The 21,887-nt window shown below is 68.7% G+C and carries 14 protein-coding genes; 9 read left to right on the plus strand and 5 right to left on the minus strand.

The window, feature by feature from the left end; genetic code table 11:
• Positions 1 to 23: 23 nt before the first annotated feature.
• Together POL67_RS33690 and POL67_RS33695 are read right to left on the minus strand one after the other, a co-directional pair.
• A complete protein-coding gene (locus POL67_RS33690) occupies positions 24 to 3,524 on the minus strand; it encodes a hypothetical protein (protein ID WP_271924714.1) in 3,501 nt (1,166 codons plus the stop codon).
• 316 nt (positions 3,525 to 3,840) lie between these two features.
• Entirely contained in the window at positions 3,841 to 6,786 is a 2,946-nt protein-coding gene (locus POL67_RS33695; RefSeq protein WP_271924715.1) for a tRNA wybutosine-synthesizing protein 4 beta-propeller domain-containing protein, read from the minus strand.
• 35 nt (positions 6,787 to 6,821) lie between these two features.
• On the opposite strand from POL67_RS33695, the gene POL67_RS33700 reads away from it, so the two are divergent.
• Entirely contained in the window at positions 6,822 to 6,998 is a 177-nt protein-coding gene (locus POL67_RS33700; RefSeq protein ID WP_271924716.1) for a hypothetical protein, read from the plus strand.
• Between the two features lie 7 nt (positions 6,999 to 7,005).
• On the opposite strand, the gene POL67_RS33705 is transcribed toward POL67_RS33700, so the two are convergent.
• Positions 7,006 to 7,623 carry a TetR/AcrR family transcriptional regulator gene (locus POL67_RS33705; RefSeq protein WP_271924717.1) on the minus strand — a complete coding sequence of 206 codons (618 nt, stop codon included), beginning with the start codon at positions 7,621 to 7,623 and terminating at the stop codon, positions 7,006 to 7,008.
• A 274-nt stretch (positions 7,624 to 7,897) separates the two neighbouring features.
• Here POL67_RS33705 and trhA point away from each other — a divergent pair, with 274 nt between their 5' ends.
• Positions 7,898 to 8,578 (plus strand): PAQR family membrane homeostasis protein TrhA, encoded by a 681-nt coding sequence (gene trhA / locus POL67_RS33710; RefSeq protein ID WP_271924718.1) that lies wholly within the window; start codon positions 7,898 to 7,900, stop codon positions 8,576 to 8,578.
• A 49-nt stretch (positions 8,579 to 8,627) separates the two neighbouring features.
• On the opposite strand, the gene POL67_RS33715 is transcribed toward trhA, so the two are convergent.
• Complete coding sequence (locus POL67_RS33715) at positions 8,628 to 9,290, minus strand: hypothetical protein (protein ID WP_271924719.1); 663 nt, start codon at positions 9,288 to 9,290, stop codon at positions 8,628 to 8,630.
• Positions 9,291 to 9,779: 489 nt separating this feature from the next.
• On the opposite strand from POL67_RS33715, the gene POL67_RS33720 reads away from it, so the two are divergent.
• Positions 9,780 to 13,466 (plus strand): IPT/TIG domain-containing protein, encoded by a 3,687-nt coding sequence (locus tag POL67_RS33720; RefSeq protein ID WP_271924720.1) that lies wholly within the window; start codon positions 9,780 to 9,782, stop codon positions 13,464 to 13,466.
• Here the strand turns inward: POL67_RS33720 and POL67_RS33725 are convergent.
• Positions 13,426 to 14,958, minus strand: coding sequence for a right-handed parallel beta-helix repeat-containing protein (locus POL67_RS33725; protein WP_271924721.1), 1,533 nt, complete (start codon positions 14,956 to 14,958; stop codon positions 13,426 to 13,428). The genes POL67_RS33720 and POL67_RS33725 overlap by 41 nt on opposite strands.
• A 330-nt stretch (positions 14,959 to 15,288) precedes the next feature.
• Between POL67_RS33725 and POL67_RS33730 the strand changes: the two genes are divergently transcribed.
• The 6 genes from POL67_RS33730 to POL67_RS33755 all read left to right on the plus strand — a co-directional run bounded on the left by POL67_RS33730 (position 15,289) and on the right by POL67_RS33755 (position 21,878).
• Entirely contained in the window at positions 15,289 to 15,702 is a 414-nt protein-coding gene (locus POL67_RS33730; protein ID WP_271924722.1) for a YkgJ family cysteine cluster protein, read from the plus strand.
• 196 nt (positions 15,703 to 15,898) lie between these two features.
• Complete coding sequence (locus tag POL67_RS33735) at positions 15,899 to 17,743, plus strand: type VI secretion system Vgr family protein (protein WP_271924723.1); 1,845 nt, start codon at positions 15,899 to 15,901, stop codon at positions 17,741 to 17,743.
• Between the two features lie 9 nt (positions 17,744 to 17,752).
• Complete coding sequence (locus POL67_RS33740) at positions 17,753 to 19,042, plus strand: PAAR domain-containing protein (protein WP_271924724.1); 1,290 nt, start codon at positions 17,753 to 17,755, stop codon at positions 19,040 to 19,042.
• Positions 19,043 to 19,058: 16 nt separating this feature from the next.
• The gene (locus tag POL67_RS33745; protein ID WP_271924725.1) at positions 19,059 to 19,973 is read left to right on the plus strand and encodes a DUF4123 domain-containing protein; all 915 of its coding nucleotides are present in this window, start codon (positions 19,059 to 19,061) and stop codon (positions 19,971 to 19,973) included.
• Between the two features lie 3 nt (positions 19,974 to 19,976).
• Positions 19,977 to 21,335, plus strand: a complete 1,359-nt coding sequence (locus POL67_RS33750; RefSeq protein ID WP_271924726.1) for a hypothetical protein — start codon at positions 19,977 to 19,979, stop codon at positions 21,333 to 21,335.
• Between the two features lie 30 nt (positions 21,336 to 21,365).
• Positions 21,366 to 21,878 carry a hypothetical protein gene (locus POL67_RS33755; protein WP_271924727.1) on the plus strand — a complete coding sequence of 171 codons (513 nt, stop codon included), beginning with the start codon at positions 21,366 to 21,368 and terminating at the stop codon, positions 21,876 to 21,878.
• Positions 21,879 to 21,887 lie beyond the last annotated feature (9 nt).

The following is a 21,887-nucleotide window of genomic DNA, read 5'->3' on the forward strand; positions in this document are numbered from 1 at the left end:
GAGGCAGCCGAGGATGGGTCGGCTCAGGCCCTGGGGTGCGACCGCCGCGCGCCGCCTGCGCGCCGCTTGACCGACAAGAGGATCCCGAGCGCACCCAGGAAGAGCAGCGACGAAGAGGGCGCGCGTTCTGCGTCCTCTACGCTGTAGCTGCAGCCGCCGCCAGGAATGGGCCCGCCGCCCGGACCCGCATCGGAGCCGGTCCCCGCGTCGAACGGCTCGCCGCCGCCCGCCCCAGCGTCGAGCGGCTCGCCGGCATCCATTCCAGCGTCGAGCGGCTCGCCGCCGTCCGTTCCAGCATCAATCACCTCACCGGCATCCATTCCCGCATCGAGCGGCTCGCCGCCGTCCGTCCCAGCGTCCTGCGGATCGACCGGCTCCATGCACGTCCCCGCCGAGCACACGTTCGTCCCATCGCCGCACGTCGTGCCGTCGAGCGGGGCGCACACCCCATCGGCCGGCGCACCGGCGGTCACGCTGCACGCCATGCAGTCGGTCGTATCGCCGCCGCCGCATGCCGTGTCGCAACAGACGCCGTCCGAGCAAAAGCCGCTCGGGCAAACGCCGCAGGTCGTGATCCGCGAAAGACGCACGCGAACCGATTCGTAGGGGGCGCCCTCGACAAACCGCGAGAAAGCCACCATCGTCTCCCCGTCGCCGCGCGAGGCGAGCTCGACGGGCTTGAGGATGCCAGGCTCGGTCGAGATGTCGAACGGCGCGCTGACCGTCCCGTCCGGAGCGACGGTCACGCCCCGAAGAATCTCATGCCGCGGGGAAGCCCCAGGCGCGTACCGCGCGACGACGAACAGGCTCCCGTCGAACGCCACGGCAGGACGCTGCTCCCAATGGCTGTAGCGACATCCATTGTACCCGTTCGGGTCCGGGTGCTCGTCGAGCCAGAGCCCCTGAGAATCGAGGACCATTCCATCCGGCGTGATACGCGCCGCGCGCTCGCGGGTGACCTTCGTCCCGAGATCAAAGGCCCTCCAGGCGATCAAGTAGACGCCCCCGCCGAACGCGACGTCGAACCCACAAAGCATCTCGTTCTGGTTCGCGACCGTGAGGCCCCCCGGATCGAGCATCGCCCCGTTCGTGTCGAGGCGCGAGGCGCGCAGGATCGTCGGATTCCCCGATCCCGTGCCATTCGGGTCCGCGCCCCAGACGTACAAGGCGTTCGTGCCGTCGGAGGCGAGCGCGCCGCTGAAGCCATAGGGCAGCGCCGAGAACTCGGTGACATTCCCTTGCGCGTCGAGGCGGAAGGGAATCCGGGCGCCGTAGAGGTAGCCGCCCGCATACTGAAGGACGAGCAACGTGTCGGCCGCGACCGCCGTCGCCGCGACGACCTTGTACTCCCCGAGTTGAAGGGGCGGGTTGTCGAGCAGCATCCCTTGGTCATCCACGCGCGAAGCACGGAGCGAGTTTTGCTCCTCCAAAGCCCCCGCCTGGAGATCGAACGCGGACCACAGGAGCAGGGTCGACGGCCCGCCCGTGACCACGAGGGGATCACGTTGGTGGAGCGGGCCTGTGGCCATCGGCAGCCCCGACGTGTCGAGCGCCTGCCCCGCGGGAGAAAGGCGCGTCGCGAGGATGTCCATGGAGCCCGCCGCGTAGTTGCGATCGTCTTCCCAGGCGACGAGGTAATTCTGCCCATTCCAGCCGAGCGATACGTCCGTCTGGCTGTTCGCGCTCGCCGAGATCAGGATCGGCGTCGTATCGATCTGCGTTCCATCCGTCGCGAAGCGCGCCCCAACGATGTCGGCGACATCGGGTGCGCCAAAGTCGTTCCCCGCGAACGCGGACCAGGCGACAAACGCGTTCGTCCCATCGGACGTGATGGCCACGTCCCGGCCCGACGTCGTGAGGGTGCTCGGCGCCGGATCCAAAAAACCTCCCTGCGCGTCCAGCCGAAGGAGCCGCAGCGTCCCGCCCGATTCGACGAGCTCCACCTCCCACCTGTTGCTCGACGTCAAGAGGAACCCGGAGCTGGTCTCGACGAGCCCGACGCGAATCAGCTCGTCGTTGATGGGATCCGTGGTGGCGAGCGTGTTCGGCGCCCCGAGCGGCACGGCCGCGGCCGACACGCGGACCGTATGAAATGCCCTCTCGGTCCAGGCCGTCTCCCACGCGACGAGATGATTCGTCCCATCGAAGACCACGGCCGGCGCGCTGATGAACTCGTCGCCCGTGTAACCGGCCATCGTGGGTGCGAGGTCGACGCCGCCCGGGTCGAGCACGGCCCCCTGGGCGTCGATACGCGCGCCCCGGAGCATGCCATTCGAATGCCACACCATCAGCGTGTCCGCGCCCGAGGAAGCGAGCCCGAGGCCGCTGAAGGACCAGGACGGACCCGCGATGGAAGCGACGCCGCCCGGATCGAGGACGGCGCCGGCCGGCGTGATGCGCGCGTGGCGCAGGCCAGCCGGGGCATTGGAGCTCGACCAGGCCACGACGAATTGCCCCGCCGCATAGGTGACGCCGAATCCCTGGCCTCCGACACCGGTGGCGCCAATCGTGATCGGGGTCGGGTCGAGCACGGCGCCGCTCGGATCCACGCGCACGGCCTGGAGCTCGGTGCCACTCAGGAAAGCAACGAGAAACACGCCTCCGCCCTCGGCGACGCGTGGCTCGCTCCCCACCGCGAGACCGAGCCCGTACGGGTCGAGGACGGTCCCGTCGGGCAGGATGCGCGCGCCGTAAATCGTCGCCGGCGCGCCGCGGCCGTCGTACCAGACGGCGAGGTGCTGCGTGCCGTCGAAGGCCACCGAGGTCGAATGCTCGGCAAAACCGGCCGGACCGAAGAGGGGATCATCCGTGCCCGTCTCGGGTGAAATGAGCGGATCGAGCACGGCCGGGTAGGCGGACGTCTCCACGAGATTCGCGGCGACGCGCATTTCGAGGCCCCCGGGGACGGCGCGCACGGGCACGTCGGCGCGGGCGCCGCGGGCGTCGATCCACGTCGCATGTCCGACACGGGCGCCGAGCCCGGTGGCGTGATCCGCGAAGCGATGCCCTGCCGCGCCTTCGCCAGCATACGCCTGGCCGGAGACCCGAAGGCGAACGGTGACGTCTCCCTCGCCCTCGGGGCGCGCGGGGAACGTGTAACTCAGCTCCACGCCTTCCGGCATGGGCCTCAGGTGTTGCGCGACCTCGCCCCGGTCGAGGATCAGCTCGCCGCCCGCATCGACAGCCGGCTTCGCCGCAGACGCGGCCTGGCCGAGCGAACGGCTGCCGCGCGTCACGTCCGTCGTTTCGATACGAAGCGGCGACGGGCGCGCGGCGGGGGTTTTTCCTTTTCCGTCGGCGAGGGGCGCGAGCTCGAATGCCTCCGTGGAGGCGCGCACGGCATATCGGTCCCCTCCGGCAGTCCATACGCCCTCGCCACCACGGAAGGCAGGGAGGAGCGGCGCCGGCGAACCCGCAGCGGCGGGCGACGGCGCGCGCGTCAGCGTCGCCGCGACGGCGGAGGCGGCGGCGCCAAGGAGAAGCAACGTGAGTCCAGCGAGCCGCGCGGCGCGCGGAGGCCTCATCGGCCCATGTATCCCAGAGCGATCGTTCATCAAGGCGTCTTCCTTATCTCGTCGAGCGTGCGGTCGATCGGGTGTGTCCGCCGCCCCTACGGTCGGGCTTGCAAGGAAATGGCCGGGACACGGCCAGGTTTCCACGATGCTACACGTCGGTGCGGACGAGGACCATCGTGCTTCCGCGAGGAGCAGGATTCGGGACGTGCTCTTGGAGGGGGGACAGACCGGCGACCTGGGTTTCCGCGCGTGCATGCGCGCGGAGGCGCCCGTGGTGCCGCGAAGTCGGCCGTCGATTCGACGGCAGCGGCTCCCGTGTTCGCGTTCAGGCGCGCGCCTGGTTCACCCGATTCTTTCGACGCAGGGGGAGGAGCAGAAGCCCGAGCACCCACCACGCGCCGTGCGAGCCCCCGCCGACCTGACGGCAGCCGCAGCTCCCCTCCTCTGTCACAGCGTCACCGCCAAAGCCGCCCGAGCCCGATCCGCTCGAGGACGAGGACGACGCGCCGCCACCTCCGCCGGCGCCGCCAAAGCCGCCCGCGCCCATACCGCCCGCGCCGCCATTGCCGCCAGAGCCCATGCCGCCCATGCCGCCCGCGCCGCCATTGCCGCCCGCGCCACCCGCACCCATGCCGCCGGCGCCGCCGGAGCCGCCATTGCCGCCATTGCCGCCCGCGCCGCCAGCGCCACCCGCGCCCATGCCGCCTGAGCCGCCATTGCCGCCCGCGCCACCGGAGCCGCCCGAGCCGCTCGGATCCATCGCGCACGCACCGGCGACGCACACGCCACCCGCGCACGGCATGCCATCAGGCTTCGCGGGGTTCGAGCACGTGCCGCTCGCGGCATCACAGGTGCCTGCCTCGTGACACGCGTCGAGCGGCGCGCACGCGACCGGGGCCATGCCCATGCACACGCCACCTGCGCATTGATCGGTCTGCGTGCACGCGTTGCCGTCGTTGCACGCGCTGCCGTCCGCTTTCGCGGGATTCGTGCACACGCCGCTCGCGGGATTGCAGGTGCCGGCCTCGTGGCATGCGTCGAGCGGCGCGCACACGACCGGGGCCATGCCCGTGCACACGCCGGCCGCGCATTGATCGGTCTGCGTGCACGCGTTGCCGTCGTTGCACGCGCTGCCGTCCGCTTTCGCGGGATTCGTGCACACGCCGCTCGCGGGATTGCACGTGCCCGCGGTGTGGCATGTGTCGAGCGGCACGCACATCACGGGGCTGCCGGGCATACACGAGCCGCTCATGCACGTATCGTTTTGCGTGCATGCATTGCCATCGTTGCAGCCCGTGCCGTTCGGCAGCGCGACATCCACGGGGCAGGTCGTCGCGACACCATTACACGTCTCGGGCATGTCGCACGCAGACGCGGCCACTCGGCAGGTCGTGCCCGCGGCGATCGGGCTGCAGATGCCCTGGGCCCCGGGGACGTTGCACGCCTGGCAATCACCTGCGGCGCCCCCCCCGCATGCGGAGTCGCAGCAATACCCGTCGACGCAGAGCCCATTCGCGCAATCCGCCGGGACGCTGCATGCGATCGGGGTCGTCGAGGTATAGATCTCAGCGCTCGTCGTGTAGAGCACGTTCGGAGGATCGCCGCCGGCGACGAGCACGGACCCATTTTGCAGCAGGGTCGCGGTGTGGTAGCCGCGGGCGAGGCCGAGCGATGCGGTCGTGGACCACGCGCCGGTGCTCGGATCATAGAGCTCAGCGCTCGCCAGCGACGACGGGCCCATGCCGCCCGCGACGAGCACCTTGCCCGTGGGCAGGAGCGTCATGCTGAGCGCGTAGCGGCCTTTGACCATGGATCCGGTGAGCGTCCACGCATTGGTGGCAGGATCGTAGAGCTCGCAGAAGGCCTGGGAATCGGTGTTGCCGCAGGTGAGCGCCTTCCCATTCCCGAGGAGCACCGCCGTATTGTAGGCATGCGGCACGTTGAGCGGACCCGTGAGGCTCCAGCCGTTCGTCGCCGGATCGTAGACCTCCGCGGTCAACGAGCCTCCCGAAAGGCCCGCGCTGCCGATCGCCAGCACCTTTCCGCTCGCCAGCGTGACGAGCGCGTGCGCCTCGCGCGAATCGTCCATCACGGGGCCGGCCGTCCAGCCATTCGTGGCCGGATTGTAAATCTCGGTCGAAGCGTCGGCGCCGCCCGTGACGAGCACGCGGCCATCGGGCAGGAGCGCGGCGCGGTGCGTGTAGCGATGGATCGACATGACGCCCGCCGGGCTGAACGTCCCCGTCGCGGGGTCGAAGGTCTCGGCGGCTGCGAGGCTCCCGAAGATGCTGCTCAGGCCACCCACGACGAGCACCCGGCCATCCGCGAGCCTCGTCGACGTGTGGGCGTACCGCGCATCCTTCATGGAACCCGTGAAGCTCCACAGGTTCGTCGCCGGATCATAAAGCTCGGCGAATTTCGTGGCCACGTCGCCGACCGAATAGCCGCCGGTCACGAGGACCTTGCCATTCGCGAGCAGCGACGCCGCGTGGTTATCGCGCGGCGTGTTCATCGGCGCGACCGTGGTCCACGCGGGATCGACGAGCAGCGCCGCGCCGGGCGGCGGCGCATCCTCGAGGTAGAGCTTGATCGTCGCGCCGTCGAGCGCGAGGCGCACGCCGATCGGATGACCGCCCTCCGAGAAGGCGCGCGGCGCGGTGACGTGGAGACGCGCCCGGCCGGCCGGATCGAAGAAATGAACCCCCGAAGCGTCGTTTCGCGCCTCGGCCCCGTCCACACGCCACGCGCCGAGCACCTCACCCGGTGCGGCGCGATCGGCCTCGATCACGAGCCATTCCTCGACGCCGCCCGCGCCGGCGACCCAGAGGGACGTGCCTCCTCGGCGCGGATACGCGACGGCATCATCGACCGTGAATGCGCGGCCGCTCGTGCCTTCTTCGCGCACCAGGAGCTCGAAGCCGTCGGCGGCACGAAAGCGCACCGCGCCTTCGCCCTCCCGCGGGAGCGCGACGATCAAATCGTCCCATGCGCCGACCCCCCGGGGCGGGCGCCGACGATAACCGGCTTCATCCGATTCGAAGGGAGACGACCGAAGCACCTCTTCGACCTGCCCGGGGAACCCCGCGCGGAGCTTCGTGCGCAGCGGCTCGGCCGCCGCATCCTCCGGCTCGCGAAAGGCCTCGCCGGGCTTCTCCGTGACCTCGTTGCCGCCGCAGGCCGCGAGCGTGCCGAGCGCCATTGCAAGCGAGGAGAATCCCCGCCAGCGCGCATACGATCGTTTCCTATCGACTCGAACGTTCGGTTCGTGCATGGCGCGGACCCTACCCACCCGAGGCGATCTCGTCAATGAGGGTCGCCCGAGCGAGCGCGAAGCCACGGCGTCGGCACGTCGGCGAGGATCGATACGAGAACGAGATCGAGGCAGCGGGGGCCTTCACCCCCTCCGGAAACACGCGGAGCGCCGATTTCGCGGAGCGGTCCACGGAGACCGTCCTGGTGCTGCTCGGGCTCGCCAGGTGCTGAGGGGGAATCAACCCGACCGCTTTGGGAGACTCGTTGCGCGCTTGGGAAGGTGACGGAGACCCATCCACGCGAGAGCCGCGATATGGGTGGCCACCTCCTCGATCGGGGGCTTGCGGACCGTCGTCCACCACTGGCCGACGAACGTCACCATGCCGACGAGGGCATGACCGTAAATGGGCGCCGCCCGAGCGTCGTACCCGGCAGCTTTGAAAGAAGTGGTAAAGACCTCGCTGACCCGAACGCCGAGGTCGCTGAGCAACGACAACATCCCGCCGCCGGCGGCAGGGGCGTCGTGGGCGAGGATCGCGAACCCATCGGGGTGGTCCTTGACGTAGGTGAGGAAGGCGAGGGCCCCCTGCTCGAGTCGCTCGCGTGGGCCGCCTTGGGCGATCGCCTCGGAGATCCTGCGGACCACATAGTCCATCTCGCGGTCGACCACGACCGCGTAGAGCCCTTCCTTCCCACCGAAGTGCTCGTAGATGACCGGCTTGGAGACCTTGGCGCGTTCGGCGATCTCCTCGACCGACGTCGCCTCGTAACCACGTCGCGCAAAGACGAACCGACCCGCGTCGATGATCGAGGCGCGGCGGGCCGAAGCAGAGAGGCGGGGCGCTCGGGGCGGCATCGTGGCGAGTTTAGCCCCGCGGGTGTCGGTGCGCCGGTTGCTGCGATGGCCGCTCGCGGAAGCCATGGCTCCTTCTACCTACGTCCGAGTAGGTTTCAAGACCCAAGGTTCGTTTTTCTACGCCGGCCCGCCGACCGTCAATCGAACGTTTGCAGTCATTTTTCGGTCAGGATCACCACGGCATCCCATGACCGTTTGAGCTCTTGTCTCCTCGCTCGTATCTACGCTACCGTAGGTAAACGCGCGGCCGCTGGCCCCCGCGAAAGGCCCCCGCATGAACGACGACTTGCTTACGCCCGCTGCGAACGGCGGCGAACCGTACTCCGAGAAGCCCCTGCTCCGGGGCGTCATCCACCAATGGGCGGCGGTGGTCGCGTTCGTCGCGGGCGTGGCGCTCGTGTACATCGCCACCGAGATCCGCCGTTCGGTGGCCGCCGCGGTCTACAGCCTCAGTCTGCTCACCCTCTTCTCGATCAGCGCGACGTACCACCGAATCAACTGGGGCCCGAGGGCGCGCCTGCGGATGCGTCGCCTCGATCACGCGGCCATCTTCGTCCTCATTGCTGGCACGTACACGCCCGTCGCCCTGATCGCCCTGGGCCCCGGAGACGGGACGAAGCTTTGCACATTGGCGTGGGCGTGTGCAGCCGTCGGCATCCTCAAATCGGTCTTCTGGTCCGGATCACCGAAATGGGTGACCGCTGCCATCGCCGTCGCCGCCGGCTGGTGCATCGTGCCGTTTCTGAGCGCCGTGGGACGCGCCCTCGATACCACGGAGTTCATCCTGCTCTTCGGCGGGGGCATCATCTACACCGTCGGCGCCCTCGCCTACGCATCGAAGCGCCCGAACCCCGTCGTCGGCGTCTTCGGCTACCACGAGGTCTTCCACGCCTGCACCGTCGTCGCCGCCGCGATGCACTTCGCAGCCGTCGCAAAGATCGTACGAGGGGCATAACGAGACGGCTACGCCGAGGCGCAAGGGGGCTCCTGCAACGGTCTTGAAATCAGAGGACCGCCGCGACGTCGTCGCAGCTCCAATCTTCGACCTCCACGCAGTTCTCGAGCCTCCCAGGGCCCCACGGCGACCACCGGCACGTCATGTCGTCCATGGCCGCGCAGCCTGCCGCGACGCCGTCGCCGAGGACGACGTCGCAGATTTGATGCGCCGAGGAAGGCTCCCACGGAAGCGGGGTGGGGCAGCTCCCGATTTCGCACTCCCGATGGCGCGATTGCACCAGAGCCTTGCCGTCGCCCTGCACGATGATGAGCTGCTCGGTCTCGAAGATGTTGCCACCAGGCACCTCGATGGCGCTGAGCGCACCCGGCTTGTTCGAAACGAGGAACTTCGCGGCGCAGATGACGGCCGCCTCCGGCCCCGGGTAGAGGTGAATGTTCATTTGCGGGCAATCGGTCGTCACGCCGCATGCAAACAGGTCGGTATGCACCTGGCCGCCTCCGGACGACGATGACGATGACGACGACGACGCGGAGGAGGTCGAGGAGGCCGACGAAGTCGACGAGGCCGACGACGCGGAGGAGGCCGAGGAGGAAGAGCCGCCGCTGCCGGTCATGGTCCCGCTGTCGCTCTCGGACGAACAAGCGGCGAAGGGGATGACGAGGGCGAGGGCGAGGGCGATAAAAGAAAGCTCGGTTTGGTTTGAGTCCATGCTGACGACTCGAACATAAACCATCTCGCACCCGTCCGGAAAGCGCAGGGCAGCCGAGAGCAAATTCCTGGCGCGGGCGCCACGACGACGCCCCGTCGCACGTTGCTCTTGGGAGAATCGTTTCCTCTCGTCATGGGTGGGATCCCGCGGTTCATCCAGTGGCATTGGCGAGCCACCGTCACGTCGCTCTCGGGCTGGAAACCGATTTCCATTGCATGTCGGAACCGCCTACGACGAGAGCGGCGCGCGCTCCGAATGGGGCGTGGGCAACCCATCACGCCTGCCCCCGAACAGGAAACGGACATGAAGCACGGTCATCTTGCGATTGGAATCGCGGCCCTCGGCCTCTTCGGATGCGGGCTCTTGCAGATCAACGGTCCGCTTGCGTCAGAAGGTTGACTGACCGCCGCTCCCCTCCCCCCTTTCGCGGAGAGGGCTCCCGCTCTATCCTCCTCGATTCTTCCCCTTCGTTCACAGGAGGAGCTCGCCATGCGTTCCCGCGCAAAAAGCCGAATCTCGCTCGCGTTCCTGATCAGCCTCCCGCTCGCCGCCTTCGCGACGGGCTGTTCCGACGACTCGTCGACGACCACCGGCACGACAAACCCCGCAGGCAGCGGCGGCTCCGGCGGAATCGGCGGTTCCGGCGGGATCGGAGGCATGGGCGGCGCCGGCGGCATGGGCGGCTCCGGCGGCTCCGGCGGACAGGAAGAGATGCGCGGCCCGGTCTCGTTCACCACGATGCCGGTGCTCGTCGCGCGCGTCGGCGACCCCTACGTGTACGCGTCACAGGCCGTCCAGGAAAACGCCCTGCCCGGCGATACGATCACCTACACACTCGCGAGCAAACCCGACGGCATGCAGGTCGGCCCCGCGACGGGCGAAGTCACGTGGACGCCCGCCGCCGGCCAGGAAGGGCCGCAAATCGTCTCGCTCGTGGCCACCGGCCCCGACGGGCAGAGCGCGAAACAGGACTACACGATCGAGGTCGAGCCGGCCGTCAACATCCTCGGCATGCAACCGGCCGCCGGCAGCGCCGCGGGCGGCGAGCTCGTCACGATCAGCGGGTATGGCTTCGTCGGCGCCATCGGCGTCCTCTTCGGCAACGTCCCGGCCGCCGACGTCATGGTCCTCGACGACGGCACCCTCAGCGTCACCACGCCCGCCGCCGTCGCCCGCACCCGCACCGTCACGGTCACCATCAACGGCCAACCCCAAGCCACGTTCTCCCCGGGCTTCACCCACCTTCCCGTCGCCGCGTCGACCGACGTCACCCAGGCCAAACTCTCCTCCACGCTGAAGGTCCAGGGCCTCGGCTTCGATCCGGCGTCTGTCGAGGCAAACCAGCTCGCGATCCCGGGCCGCAGCGGCACGCGCCGCAAGATCGTCACGAACCAGGCGGCCTCCGGCGACCTCGCCTTCGCGCTCGGCGTCGGCAACTCCGAGTCCACGCTCGCGACCGGCGCCGTCGCCATCGAGATCAACGGCCTCCGCTCGAACTGGCTCCCCCTCACGATCACCGACGCGTCGATCCCCGCCGAGCTCGCGGTCACAGGCTTCGACGCGGCCCACGCGCCCGGCGAGAGCATCACCCTCACGGGCGCCGGCTTCGTCGGCCTCCAGCCTGCGGATCTCGCCGTCACCTTCTCCGGCGCTGCCGCGCCTGCGACCGTCACCTCGATCAACGCGGCCGGCACGCAGGCCGTCGTGACCGTCCCCGCGGACGCCGTCACCGGCCCGATCCACCTCGCTGCCACGGGCCGCCTGCCCGCGCGAAGCTACGTCGCCGCCACGATCACCGGCACCACGCCCGTGCTCTCCGTGCTCGACACGACCCCGGCCGGCGGCGCGCCCGGCAGCGCGCTCGTCCTCCGCGGGTCGGGCTTCGCCCCGGGCGCCGCGATGAACAAGGTCACGTTCGACGGCGTGGAAGCCGTCGTCCTCTCCGCGGAGCCCCATCGGCTCGTCGTCGAGGTCCCCGCGGTCGACTTCGGCCCGGCCGAGATCCTGATCGATTCGGCCGGACAAACCACGAACGCCGGCGTCTTCGGCGTCACGGGGGATTACACGATCCTCGCCGGCGGCGGCCCCGAGGAGACCGAGATCGGCGACGGCGCGGATCCCTTGCTCGCCTCGATCGAAGGCGAGTTCGTCACGACCGACGCGGCCAACAACTATTACATCGCCGATCGCAAGCGCGTCCGCGTCCTCAACAACAGCTCTGCGCCCGTCACGATGTTCGGCAAGACGATCCAGCCGAAGACCATCCAGACCGTCGCGCAAGCGCCCGAGGGCGTCGGCTCCGTCGCGATCCACCCCGTCACGCAGGACGCGTATTTCGCCACGGGCTTCCGCATCTTCCGCGCCAAGCGCACCGACGGCACCATCACGGACTACGCCGGCACCGCGTCGAGCGGCAACGGCGGCAACGGCGGAAATCGCCTCAGCGCGAGCTTCAACGGCATCAGCGACCTCGCCTTCACGGCCGACGGCTCCATCCTGCTCGTCGCGGACAACAACAACGGCACGATCCGCGCGATCAACACCACGGGCACGGCAACGACGGCCTGGGGCGTCACGATCGCGGCCGACGCGGTTGATCAGATCGCGAACCCCGGCGTCGTCAACCCGCTCACCGTCACCCTCGACGCCGAGGGCAGCATCTACACGGCAACCTCGCTCCAGGTCCGCAAGATCCCTGCGAACCGCCCGCCGGCCGGCGATCCGATGTACGCCGAGAGCCTGCACCTCGCGGGCGGCGGCAACAATTCGAGCCTGCCCGCCGAGGGCTGCCCTGCGATCACCACATCGCTCGGCGTCAACCGCGGCGCCGTCGTCGATCCAGTCCGCGGCGACCTGCTCATTGGCAGCCGCCACGGCCTCGTGCGCCGCGTTCGCCCTGCCGGCGGCAGCCAAGCGATCGCGCTCGACGAGAGCGACTGCATCGATTTCGTCGCCGGGAGCTGGACCGCCGGCAAGGCCATCCCGAACGCCGGATACGCGGGTGACGGCGGCCCTGCCAAGAGCGCCGCGTTCGCGCTCTTCTCGCGCCCCTTCGTCGATCGGAACGGCTCGCTCCTCGTCCTCACCGAGGGCCGCCTGCGCCGCGTCCTCTTCGACGCCGCGGGGAATCCGGGCCTCGTCGAAGCCGTCGCCGGCATCGGCCCCAGCAAGGTCGACAATCTCCCCGGGCTCTCCCTCCGCGCGCTGAACAGCCTGAGCTCCATCCGCGTCGACGCGGCGAACAACCGCTACGTCTACACCTCGGATGCGCGCGTCGTGGCGCAGGATCGCACGACGAACCTGCTCACGACCCTCGCGGGCACGGGCTACACCGGCAACACCATCGGCCCGAACGGCATGGCCACGACCTCCGATCTCGCCACCCTGCGCGGCGTCGAGCTCGCGGGCGACGCGCTTTATCTGCTCGAAGCGAGCTTGCCGCGCGTCGCGAAGGTCGACCTCGCGACGGGCCTGCTGTCCGTCGTCGCGGGCGACGGCCGCGCCGCCACGACCGCCGAACAGCAGGCCGCGGGACTCGCTGCGACCTCGCGCGTCGCCATCAACACGGGCGCGGGCAAGGCGGTCGTCGGCCCGAGCGGCGCGCTCTACTTCGCCGATTCGAGCTACCTCCGCATCATCAACGTCACGAACCAGCCCATCACCACCTTCGGCGTCACGCTCCAGCCCGGCTACATCGACGACGTTCCGCTCAGCCTCGGCCCGAACATCAGCGGCGTCGCCTTCGCGCCGAACGGCGATCTTTACGTCGCCTCGTACGATTCGAACGCCGTGCGCCGCGTCCCTGCCGCGGGCCCCTTCACGGCGGAAAACGTCATCTCCGGCGACAGCCAGCGGTATGGCGTCGCCAAACCCGGCGCCCTCTCCGACCTGCGCCTCAACCGCCCGAGCGACATCACCTTCCTCCCCACGGGCGAGCTCGTCATCGCGAACGACTTCGGCCACACGCTCGTCGTCGTCGAGCCCGACACGAATGGCGCGATCGGGCCTTCGAGCCTCTTCGCGCACGTCTTCGGCAGCGGCGCGCCGGGCCGCCTCGCGAGCGAGGGCGCGCCGCCCCTCTCCGTCGCGCCGCGCGGCGTCCGCGCCGTCACCGTCGATGGAAAGGACCTCGTCCTCATCGCTGGTGAGCGCGTGGTCCGACTGGCGACCCCTTGATCCCCGGGGCCTCCGAGGGCGCCACCTCGCAGGCCCCGATGCTGTGCCCCTTCTCCCGCCGCATGCGTGATTTCCCCATGAAATCCTGGTGCTCGTCCACCGGATCCGCCGTCGCGGCCCGCGCCGCCGGCGACGCGGGCAAGAGCGTGTAATCGCCCCGCGACGGATCCACGAAGAGCCGCGCGAGCGGCAGGGAGAGCGAATGCCCGTCCTTGCCGAGCTGCTTTCGCCAATCGGAGAGCGACCGCACCTGATCGCCGATCGCCACCCGATCGAGGACGTTCCCGTCGCTCTCCACGAGCTTCGCGTCCTTCTCCGTCACGAGCTCGAGCCCCGCGCGGCGCGCGTCGCGGTGGAACAGGATGTTGTTCCGCACCACGTTCGGCCCCGCGCTCAATCGGAGCTGCAGCGCGTTTCGCGCCCCCTCGGGCATCACCACCGTGTTGTGCACGATCGAGAGCCCCTTCGGACCGGCACGCCCGTCCCCGTCTTCCTCCGCGTCCTGCTCCATTCCGTCGGCGTCGCCGAAGGCCACGATGCCCGACGCTGCATTGTCGTAGAGCACGTTCCCTTGCACGATCGAGTCCTGCACGCCGTCGAGGTTGATCCCCGCGCCTTTCCGCTTCTTGTTGTTCGCGAGCGCGCCCCCGCCGTTGCCGAAGATCAGGTTCCGCTCGATGGCGGCGCCGGTCACGAGCCCGTCGGCCACACCATCGTAAAAACTCTTGCCGTACTTGTCCGTCTCGGGCCGCTCGCGCATGTCGGCGTTGATCTGGACGCCGCAGCCGTCGTTTTCGCGCAGCACGTTTGCGCGGATCGCGGGCCGGTCGCCGCTGTTCGACAGATAGATGCCGTGCTCGCGCCGGCTCCGCCGGATCTCGTTGTTCTCGACCGTCATGTCGTCCGCGAACGACGAAAAGATCCCCCACCGCCCGTTGTCGAGGAACGTCCCGTTCCGGATCGTCACGTTCGTCCCGTAAAACACGGCCACCGCGGCGCGCGGCGCGCCGTGCGACGAGATCCCGTCGAGGACGACGTGGTGGGATTTCCGTAGAATGATATTATCCCGACAAGCGTTCTGGTTCTTGCAATTCGGGTCCGGCCGGACGAGCGCGCGCCTGCCGACCGCGAAAATCGTGATGGGCCGGCCCGGCTCGCCTCTCAGCCCGTCCACGGTGAAGCGCGCGTATTCCCCGTCTTCCACGAGCAGCACGTCGCCCGGCGCCGTCGCGAGGGAAATGCCTCGCTGGATCTCCCGGCACGGATTGCGCTCCGAGCAATCGTTTGCGTCTCGTCCGGACGGCGATACCCGGAATCGCCGCCCGCCCGGAGGCGGGGCCGGCCTCACCCTCGCGGGCCCGACCGACGCGAGGCTCTGCATTCGCGGCGGCCCGGACAGCGCCTCGGCCGACGTGCCGTGATCCTCGGGCGAAGCCGGGCGCGAGCACGCGAGCAGCAAGACAAGCGGAGCGGCGCCCAAGAAAACACGCATGAACAGCACCTCCGCGTGAGTCCATGAAAGGTAGCGCCCGCATTCGACCCCGTCACGACGAATTGCGAGACTACACACAATCCTGGCCGCTTCGGACACGCGGGAGACCGCCCCGAACGGGATGGGTTCGTCCCGAGCGGGGGTTGGGGGCGCAGCTCGGCTTGTCCGAGCGTAGCCCCCAAGCGTTGAATGCGTACTCTGACTCACCTCGCCTGCCTGGACGAACCCCCTTCGGACCCCCTCGACCTCGGCCTTCGATGCGCCTAGACTCGCGCCGCCTCGTCAGGGGACGCGGCATCCAACCATTTCCAATTCTCCCTGGAGTCAGCCGTGGCTGCCGGACGAACGCGCGTTCAATACGATTGCACCAAGTGCGTGGCATTTTGCTGCTCCATCTACGAGCGCGTCGAGGTGACGGCCCGGGACGTCAAGCGGCTCGCCTCCCATTTCGGCCTCACCCCCGAGGTCGCCGAGAAACGCTTCACCGTCCACCGCTTCGGCGGCCGCATCCTTCGCCGCAAGAAAGATCCTTTCTTCGGCAGGTCCTGCAAATTCCTCCACCCCGAGACGCGCGGCTGCACCATCTACGAGGGCCGCCCCCAGGCCTGCCGCGAATACCCCGGCAAGAGCCGCTGCGGTTACTACGACGTCCTCCAATTCGAACGCGAAATCCAGGACGACCCCACCATCGTCCCCATCGTCCGCCTCACCTTCAAGAAACAGCTCCGCGACGCGGACCGCTGATCCCGCCGATCCCCTTCCGCCTCGGCATGCCGGACCACGGCCCCCGCGCGATGGGGGTCCCGGCCACGCCAATCTACACCGCCGGCAGCATTTTTCACGGATAGCGCCTTCCATCAGCATGACGCGGGGTGTCGATATGCCTTTGCGTAACTCGGCCCTCTTGCATGTCTCGCCCGCCTTTCCGTAGGCTGGGCCAATGGCGATCCTCGATCTCTCCTTCGAGTCCGGCGAGCAGAGCCTCTCGGTGCGGCACTTCTCGGTGCACGAGGGCATCTCGACGCTCTTCAGCGCCAACGTCGTCGCGCGCTCGCCGAAGGAAGACATCGACCTCGAATCGCTCGTCGGCAAGGCCGGCGGCCTGCTCGCGATTGGCAACTTGAACGTGCCGCGCGGCTGGACCGGCGTCGTCAGCCACGCCGAGCAGATCGACGTCGAGCCGCCGACGGGCACCTCGCTCGGGCTCTCCACCTACCTCGTCCGGATCGTGCCCACGATGTGGCTGCTCACGCAGCGCAAGGGCAACCGCATCTTCCAGAAGATGTCGATCCCCGACATCGTGAAGAAGGTCCTCGGCGAGTACGGCATCGAGCCGAAGGAGAAGCTCACCGAGCCGCACCCCGAGCACGAGTACCGCGTCCAATACGGCGAGACCGATTTCGCCTTCGTGAGCCGCCTGCTCGAAGAAGAAGGCATCTCGTACTGGTTCGGCCAGGTCCTCAAGGGCAACAACGTCGCGAGCGAGCTGCACCTCGCCGACGCGCCCACGCGCGGCGAAGCGCGCAAGCCCATCCGCCACGCGGAGAACCCGAACCAGCCGGGCAACAACGAGTGGATCTGCCGCGTCCACCTCGCGCACCAGGTCCGCCCCGGCGCCGCGATGATCCGCGACTACGACTTCGAAAAACCCAAGTTCCTCCTCCGCGGCGAGGCCGAGAAGGCCAAGAAGGAGGACTTCTACGAGCAATACGTCTACGAGCACGGCGCCTTCACCGACGACAAAGAGGGCAAGCGCCGCGCGGACATCCTCCTCGAAGCCGAGCGCCGCACGAAGCGCGTCGTGTCGTACGAGGCGAACGCCTTCGATCTCGCGCCGGGCGTGATCTTCAGCATCGACAACCACCCGCGCGAGGACCTCGATCCGGGCAAGAAGCTGCTCGTCCTCGAAGCGCTCCACGAAGGCACGCCCGACGGCGAGTGGACGCTCTCCGGCGAGGCCACGTTCGTCGACGTGCCGCATCGTCCCGCGCAGCGCACGACGCGCCCCAAGATCAACGGCCTGCAGAGCGCGTTTGTCGTCGGCCCGAAGGGCGAGGAGATCTACACCGACGAGTACGGCCGTGTGCGCGTGCAGTTCCACTGGGATCGCGACGGCAAGTACGACGAGACCTCGACCTGCTGGATCCGCGTGAGCCAGGGCTGGGCCGGCGCCGCGTACGGCATGATGACGATCCCGCGCATCGGCCAGGAGGTCCTCGTCGGCTTCTGGGAGGGCAACCCGGACGAACCCGTCATCGTCGGCCGCCTCTACAACGGCAAGAACCGCGTCCCGTACAAGCTGCCCGACGAGAAGACGAAGAGCACCTGGAAGACGAACAGCTCGCCGACGACCGGCGGCTTCAACGAGATCATGTTCGAGGACAAGGCGGGCAAGGAGCTCTTCTTCGTCCAGGCGCAGCGTGATCTCTCGAAGCTCGTCAAGCGCAACGAGACCGAACGCACCGGCGCGAACCGCACGATGGTCGTCGGGGCAAACCGATCGAGCGTCGTCGGCGCCGTCGACACCACGCTCGTCGGATCGAAGTACACGCTCGTCATGGCCAAACCCAAGGATCTCAAGGTCGAGGCCATGGGCAGCCCCGACGTCGAGAAGCAGGAGACCATGATCGAGATGGTCGACGGCAAGATCACGCTGACGACAGGCAAGGCCACCATCGTGCTCGACGGAGCCACGATCTCGCTCAAGGCCGACGGGGACATCAACCTCAAGGCCGGCGGCGAAGTCGTCATCCACGGCGGCCCGTTCGTGAAGATCAACTGCTAGGAGCCCGCCATGCCGCAAGCCGCACGCAAAGGTGATCTGACGGTGCACGGCGGCGTGATCGCCGAAGGTTCGCCCGACGTCACCATCGGCGGGATGGCCGCCGCGCGCCTCCTCGACAAACACGTCTGCCCGCTGCACGGCCCTGGGCCCGTCACGCAGACCTCGCTCACGGTCTTCATCAACAAGGTCGGCGCTGCGCGCGTGGGCGACGCGTGCACCTGCATGATTCCCTCCACCGCCTTGGGCGGCGGCAGCGGGGACAAACCCGAGCAGGCGAAGTGGACCTTCAAAGCGGACGGGGCCGCGACGAAGGAAAACAAGTACGCCACCGACGGCGAAGACTACAGCGAGAAGTCGCTGCGCGACGCCTGGGACAAGGCGAACAACAAGGCTGGCGACAAGGCCATCGACCAGGTCGTGAACGGCCGCGATCCGAAGGACCAGGCGTGGAAGCCCAAGGTCGCGGTCGGCGCCAACAAGGAGCTCTGGAGCGCGAGCACGGTCCCGAAGGGCCCCGACGGCAAACCCGTCGACAACTACGCGCAGTTCTTCTCGGGCTCGACGAAGGGTTCGTACGGGGCAAACGCCGAGTTCGAAGGCGTTCGCAACATGAAGGCGAACGCCGGCGGCAAGGCCGAGGTCGAAGGCTCGCTCTTCGCGGCCTCGGGCAAGGCCGGCGACGCGAAGGGCTGGGGCGAGGTCTCCGGCGAAGCGAAGGTCCTCACGGCGAAGGCCGACGCGGCCGCAGGCATCCAGGCCGAGGTCAAGGACGGCAAACTCGAGTCCGCGTACGCAGAGGCGTCCGCGGGCGCGGGCGCGTCGGTCGTCGAGGGCAAGGTCGCGGGCAAGAAGACGTTCACGATCCCGCTCGTGAACCTCGACGTCAGCATCGGCGGCGAGGCTTCGGGCGCGCTGCTCACGGCGGAGGCGCGCGCGAGCGCGTTCGCGGGCTACCGCGACGGCAAACTCCGCATGGGGTTCGGCGCGAAGGTCGGCGCGCTGCTCGCGGGCCTCGGCTTCAAGTTCAACATCGAGATCGGCCCGGCCGAACAGAAGAAGGAGCCCCCGAAGGCGCCCGGCGTCCCCGGCGTCGCGGGCATCGATCCGATCGCGATCGGCTGCATGACCGTGCTCATCGGCGGTGTGCCGCCGCCGTACATGCCCGGCGCGCCCCCGCCCGATCAACCGCCGGGGGTCATCGTCGACGCGGTCGGCATCCGCAACAAATCCCAGGCGCTGACGCTCAAGGCTGCGAAACGCGCGGCTGCGCCGTTCACGCCGATCAAGTGCGACTTCTGAGGGGGAACGAGGCTCGATGGACACCGGCATGAACGAGCACGAGTCCCCCCTCGTCACGACCGCGGCCTTCGCCGACGGCATCGAGCGCCTCGCGCGCGCGGGCCGCCTGTTTGCCGCGGTCGACGCGGCGGACGCGCCGTTCGTCGCGGAGAAGGCGGCACAAGCGGGCCCTCACGCCGCGGTCTGTCTCTACAGACCCAAGGACGCGACCGAGTGGGCCGACGCCGCGCCGTACCTCTTCCAGGTGGATCTCTCGACCTGGAGCTGGCTGCGCGAGGGCCTCGCCGAGGATCCGAGCCTCTGCATCTTCGCGATCGCCGACACGAACCTCGAAGGCATGCGGCGTCATTTCCGCCGCTACCTCCTGGTGCAGTCGCCGGCGGGCACGAAGATGAACTTCCGCTTCTACGATCCGCGCGTGCTCGTCACGTGGCTCGACTGCTGCACCCCGCCCGAGCTCGACGACTTCTACGGCCCGGTGAGCGAGTACGGCATCCCCACGGAAGACGGCCTCGGCGCGCTCTTCTGGAAGCGCCTCGTCGAGGGCGCGCCGCGCAGGCGTGAGGACCTCCTCTACAAACTGCGGCCTGGGCAGATGCGCGCCTTCGCCAAGGCCTCGGAGGAGCGCTTCACGGATCGCACGGTGAACTTCCTCCAGGTGCAGTTCCCGGACGCGCGGGAAGAGCCGAGGCCTTCGCTCAAGTACTTCGTCGCCGATCAGATCGATCGCGCGCGCACGCTGCATGGCTTCACGACGGAGCTCGAGCTCGTGACGTACGTGATCACGGCCTGGGCCCTCGGCGGCGATTTCGACACGGCGATGCCGGCCGTGGCGGAGACGCTCGCGGCCAAGCACCTCTCGTCCGGTGACAAGGCCGCGTGGATCTCGGACTTCACGCGCAAGCTTCTTCGTACGCTCGAGGAGACCTGAGTCATGCCTGGTGGCGGTCTATTGCAGAGAGCTTGGGGCGCGGCCTCGAACGCGGCCCAGAAGACGGCCGGCGCCATCACGGGTGGCGCGAAGATGGTCGGCGACGGGATTGTCAGCGGCGCGAAGGCCGCCGGCAACGCGGTCGTCAGCGGCGCGAAGGCCGTCGGAAACGCGGCCGTCACGGGCGCGAAGGCCGTCGGAAACGCGGCCATCGCTGTCAAGGACGGCGTCAAGGAAGGCGTCCGCGGCGCGACGCGGGCCGTGGCGGACGCCGGCTACAACGCGGTCGGCGCGGGCAAGGACGCGCTCGACTCCGGCGCGAAGCGCGTCAGCGACGCGTATGGGAAGGCCAAGGAGTATTTCACGGGCAAACCCCCGGCCCAGCCTTGCATCGCGTGCACCGGCAAGGACGTCGACCACGACGGCGCGATCTTCGGCTACGTGAATGGCAAATGCGTGCCGCTCACGCAGAAAGGCCAGGAGGTCACGCGGGCCGACATCGAAAACGCGAAAAAGAGCGGCTACAACCCAAGTTCGCCGACGCATTCGGCCTACGACGCCGATCGGCCGGACGATCCGACGCGGAACACCTCGCAGGCCACGAAGGATTGCTGCGCGAAATGCACCGAGGGCAAACCTCCGCGCACGATCTTTTATGTCAACGGTATCAATACCACGCGCACCACGCATTGTGAGACGCTGAAGCAGCTCGGCGACATGACGTGCGCCACGGTCGTCGGCGTGTACAACGCGACCGAGGGTTTTGCCAAGGACGCGCAGCAGACCTCGAAGGATCGGCGCCTCATCCGCGAGGCGGCCGCGGGCAAGAAGGACCTCACGACGGACGGCCGAAACCCCGCCGTGAACACGCTGAGCGACCTCGTCGTGGCCGAGCGTGAATCGGGCCGCCCCGTCGAGATCTTCGCGCACAGCCAGGGCGGCGCCGTCACGAGCCTCGCGCTTTACGACGCGAACAACACGCTGAAGGCGGGCTCGCCCTCGCCGAACGCGGGCCTCGACGAGAACGTGAAGGTCACGAGCTTCGGCTCCGCGGCGCCGCAATGGGTGAGCGGGCCGAAGTACACGCATTACGTGCACGTGAACGACGCGACGCCGATGGTGTTCGGCCTCGGCGACAACCCGCAGAACCACGCGAAATACGCGGGCGGCGGCAACGTCGTCACGTTCTCGGGCGAGCGCGGCCAGGCGGCCGATTTCGAGACGAACGGCAAGAACCTCGACAAGCACTGGCTGCCGGGGATGACCGAATACCACGGCATCGACGACGATCTTTATTTCAAGGCCTACCAGCAGCAGAACCGGAACACCGGCGACACCTGCGGCTGCGGCAAGAACAAGTAAGACGCCGAGGCGGAAGGCAGAGGGACGACGATGGCGACGAACAGCGCGATGCCGCCGGGGCGGGACAGGGCCGAGGCCCTCATGCAGTTCTACGCGCGCAAGGAGAACCGCTACGACGCGGAGCTCGACGCGAGCGGGGACATTTCGTTCGGCGAGTTCGGCTTCCGGCACGAGCCCGAGAAGGACGCGCTCGTGGCGCGCGTCTTCGTGGCGAAGGCGTGGCGCGAGGGCGCGCCCGAGGCGCAGATCGACGCTTTCATGAAGGTCGGCCGCGCGCTCAACGATCCGGCGATCGGCGGGCTCTTCGACCAGGGGGGAGGGTATTTCCACCTCGACCCGGACAAACGCATCTATTTCCTGAAGAAAGACTTCCCCCTCGCCACGACGACGCGGGAGATGCTCGACGAGGGCGTGGAAAAACTCAGGGATCTCGCTGCCACGTGGACGACGCGCTGGTTCGCGCGCGTCGCGGACATCACGCACGGACGCGCGCTCCCGCCCTTGCGCCCCGTGAAGCAAGACGACCCGGACGACACGATCTGACGTAATCGA

The organism is Polyangium mundeleinium, assembly GCF_028369105.1.
In the GTDB taxonomy this organism is placed as follows: domain Bacteria; phylum Myxococcota_A; class Polyangia; order Polyangiales; family Polyangiaceae; genus Polyangium; species Polyangium mundeleinium.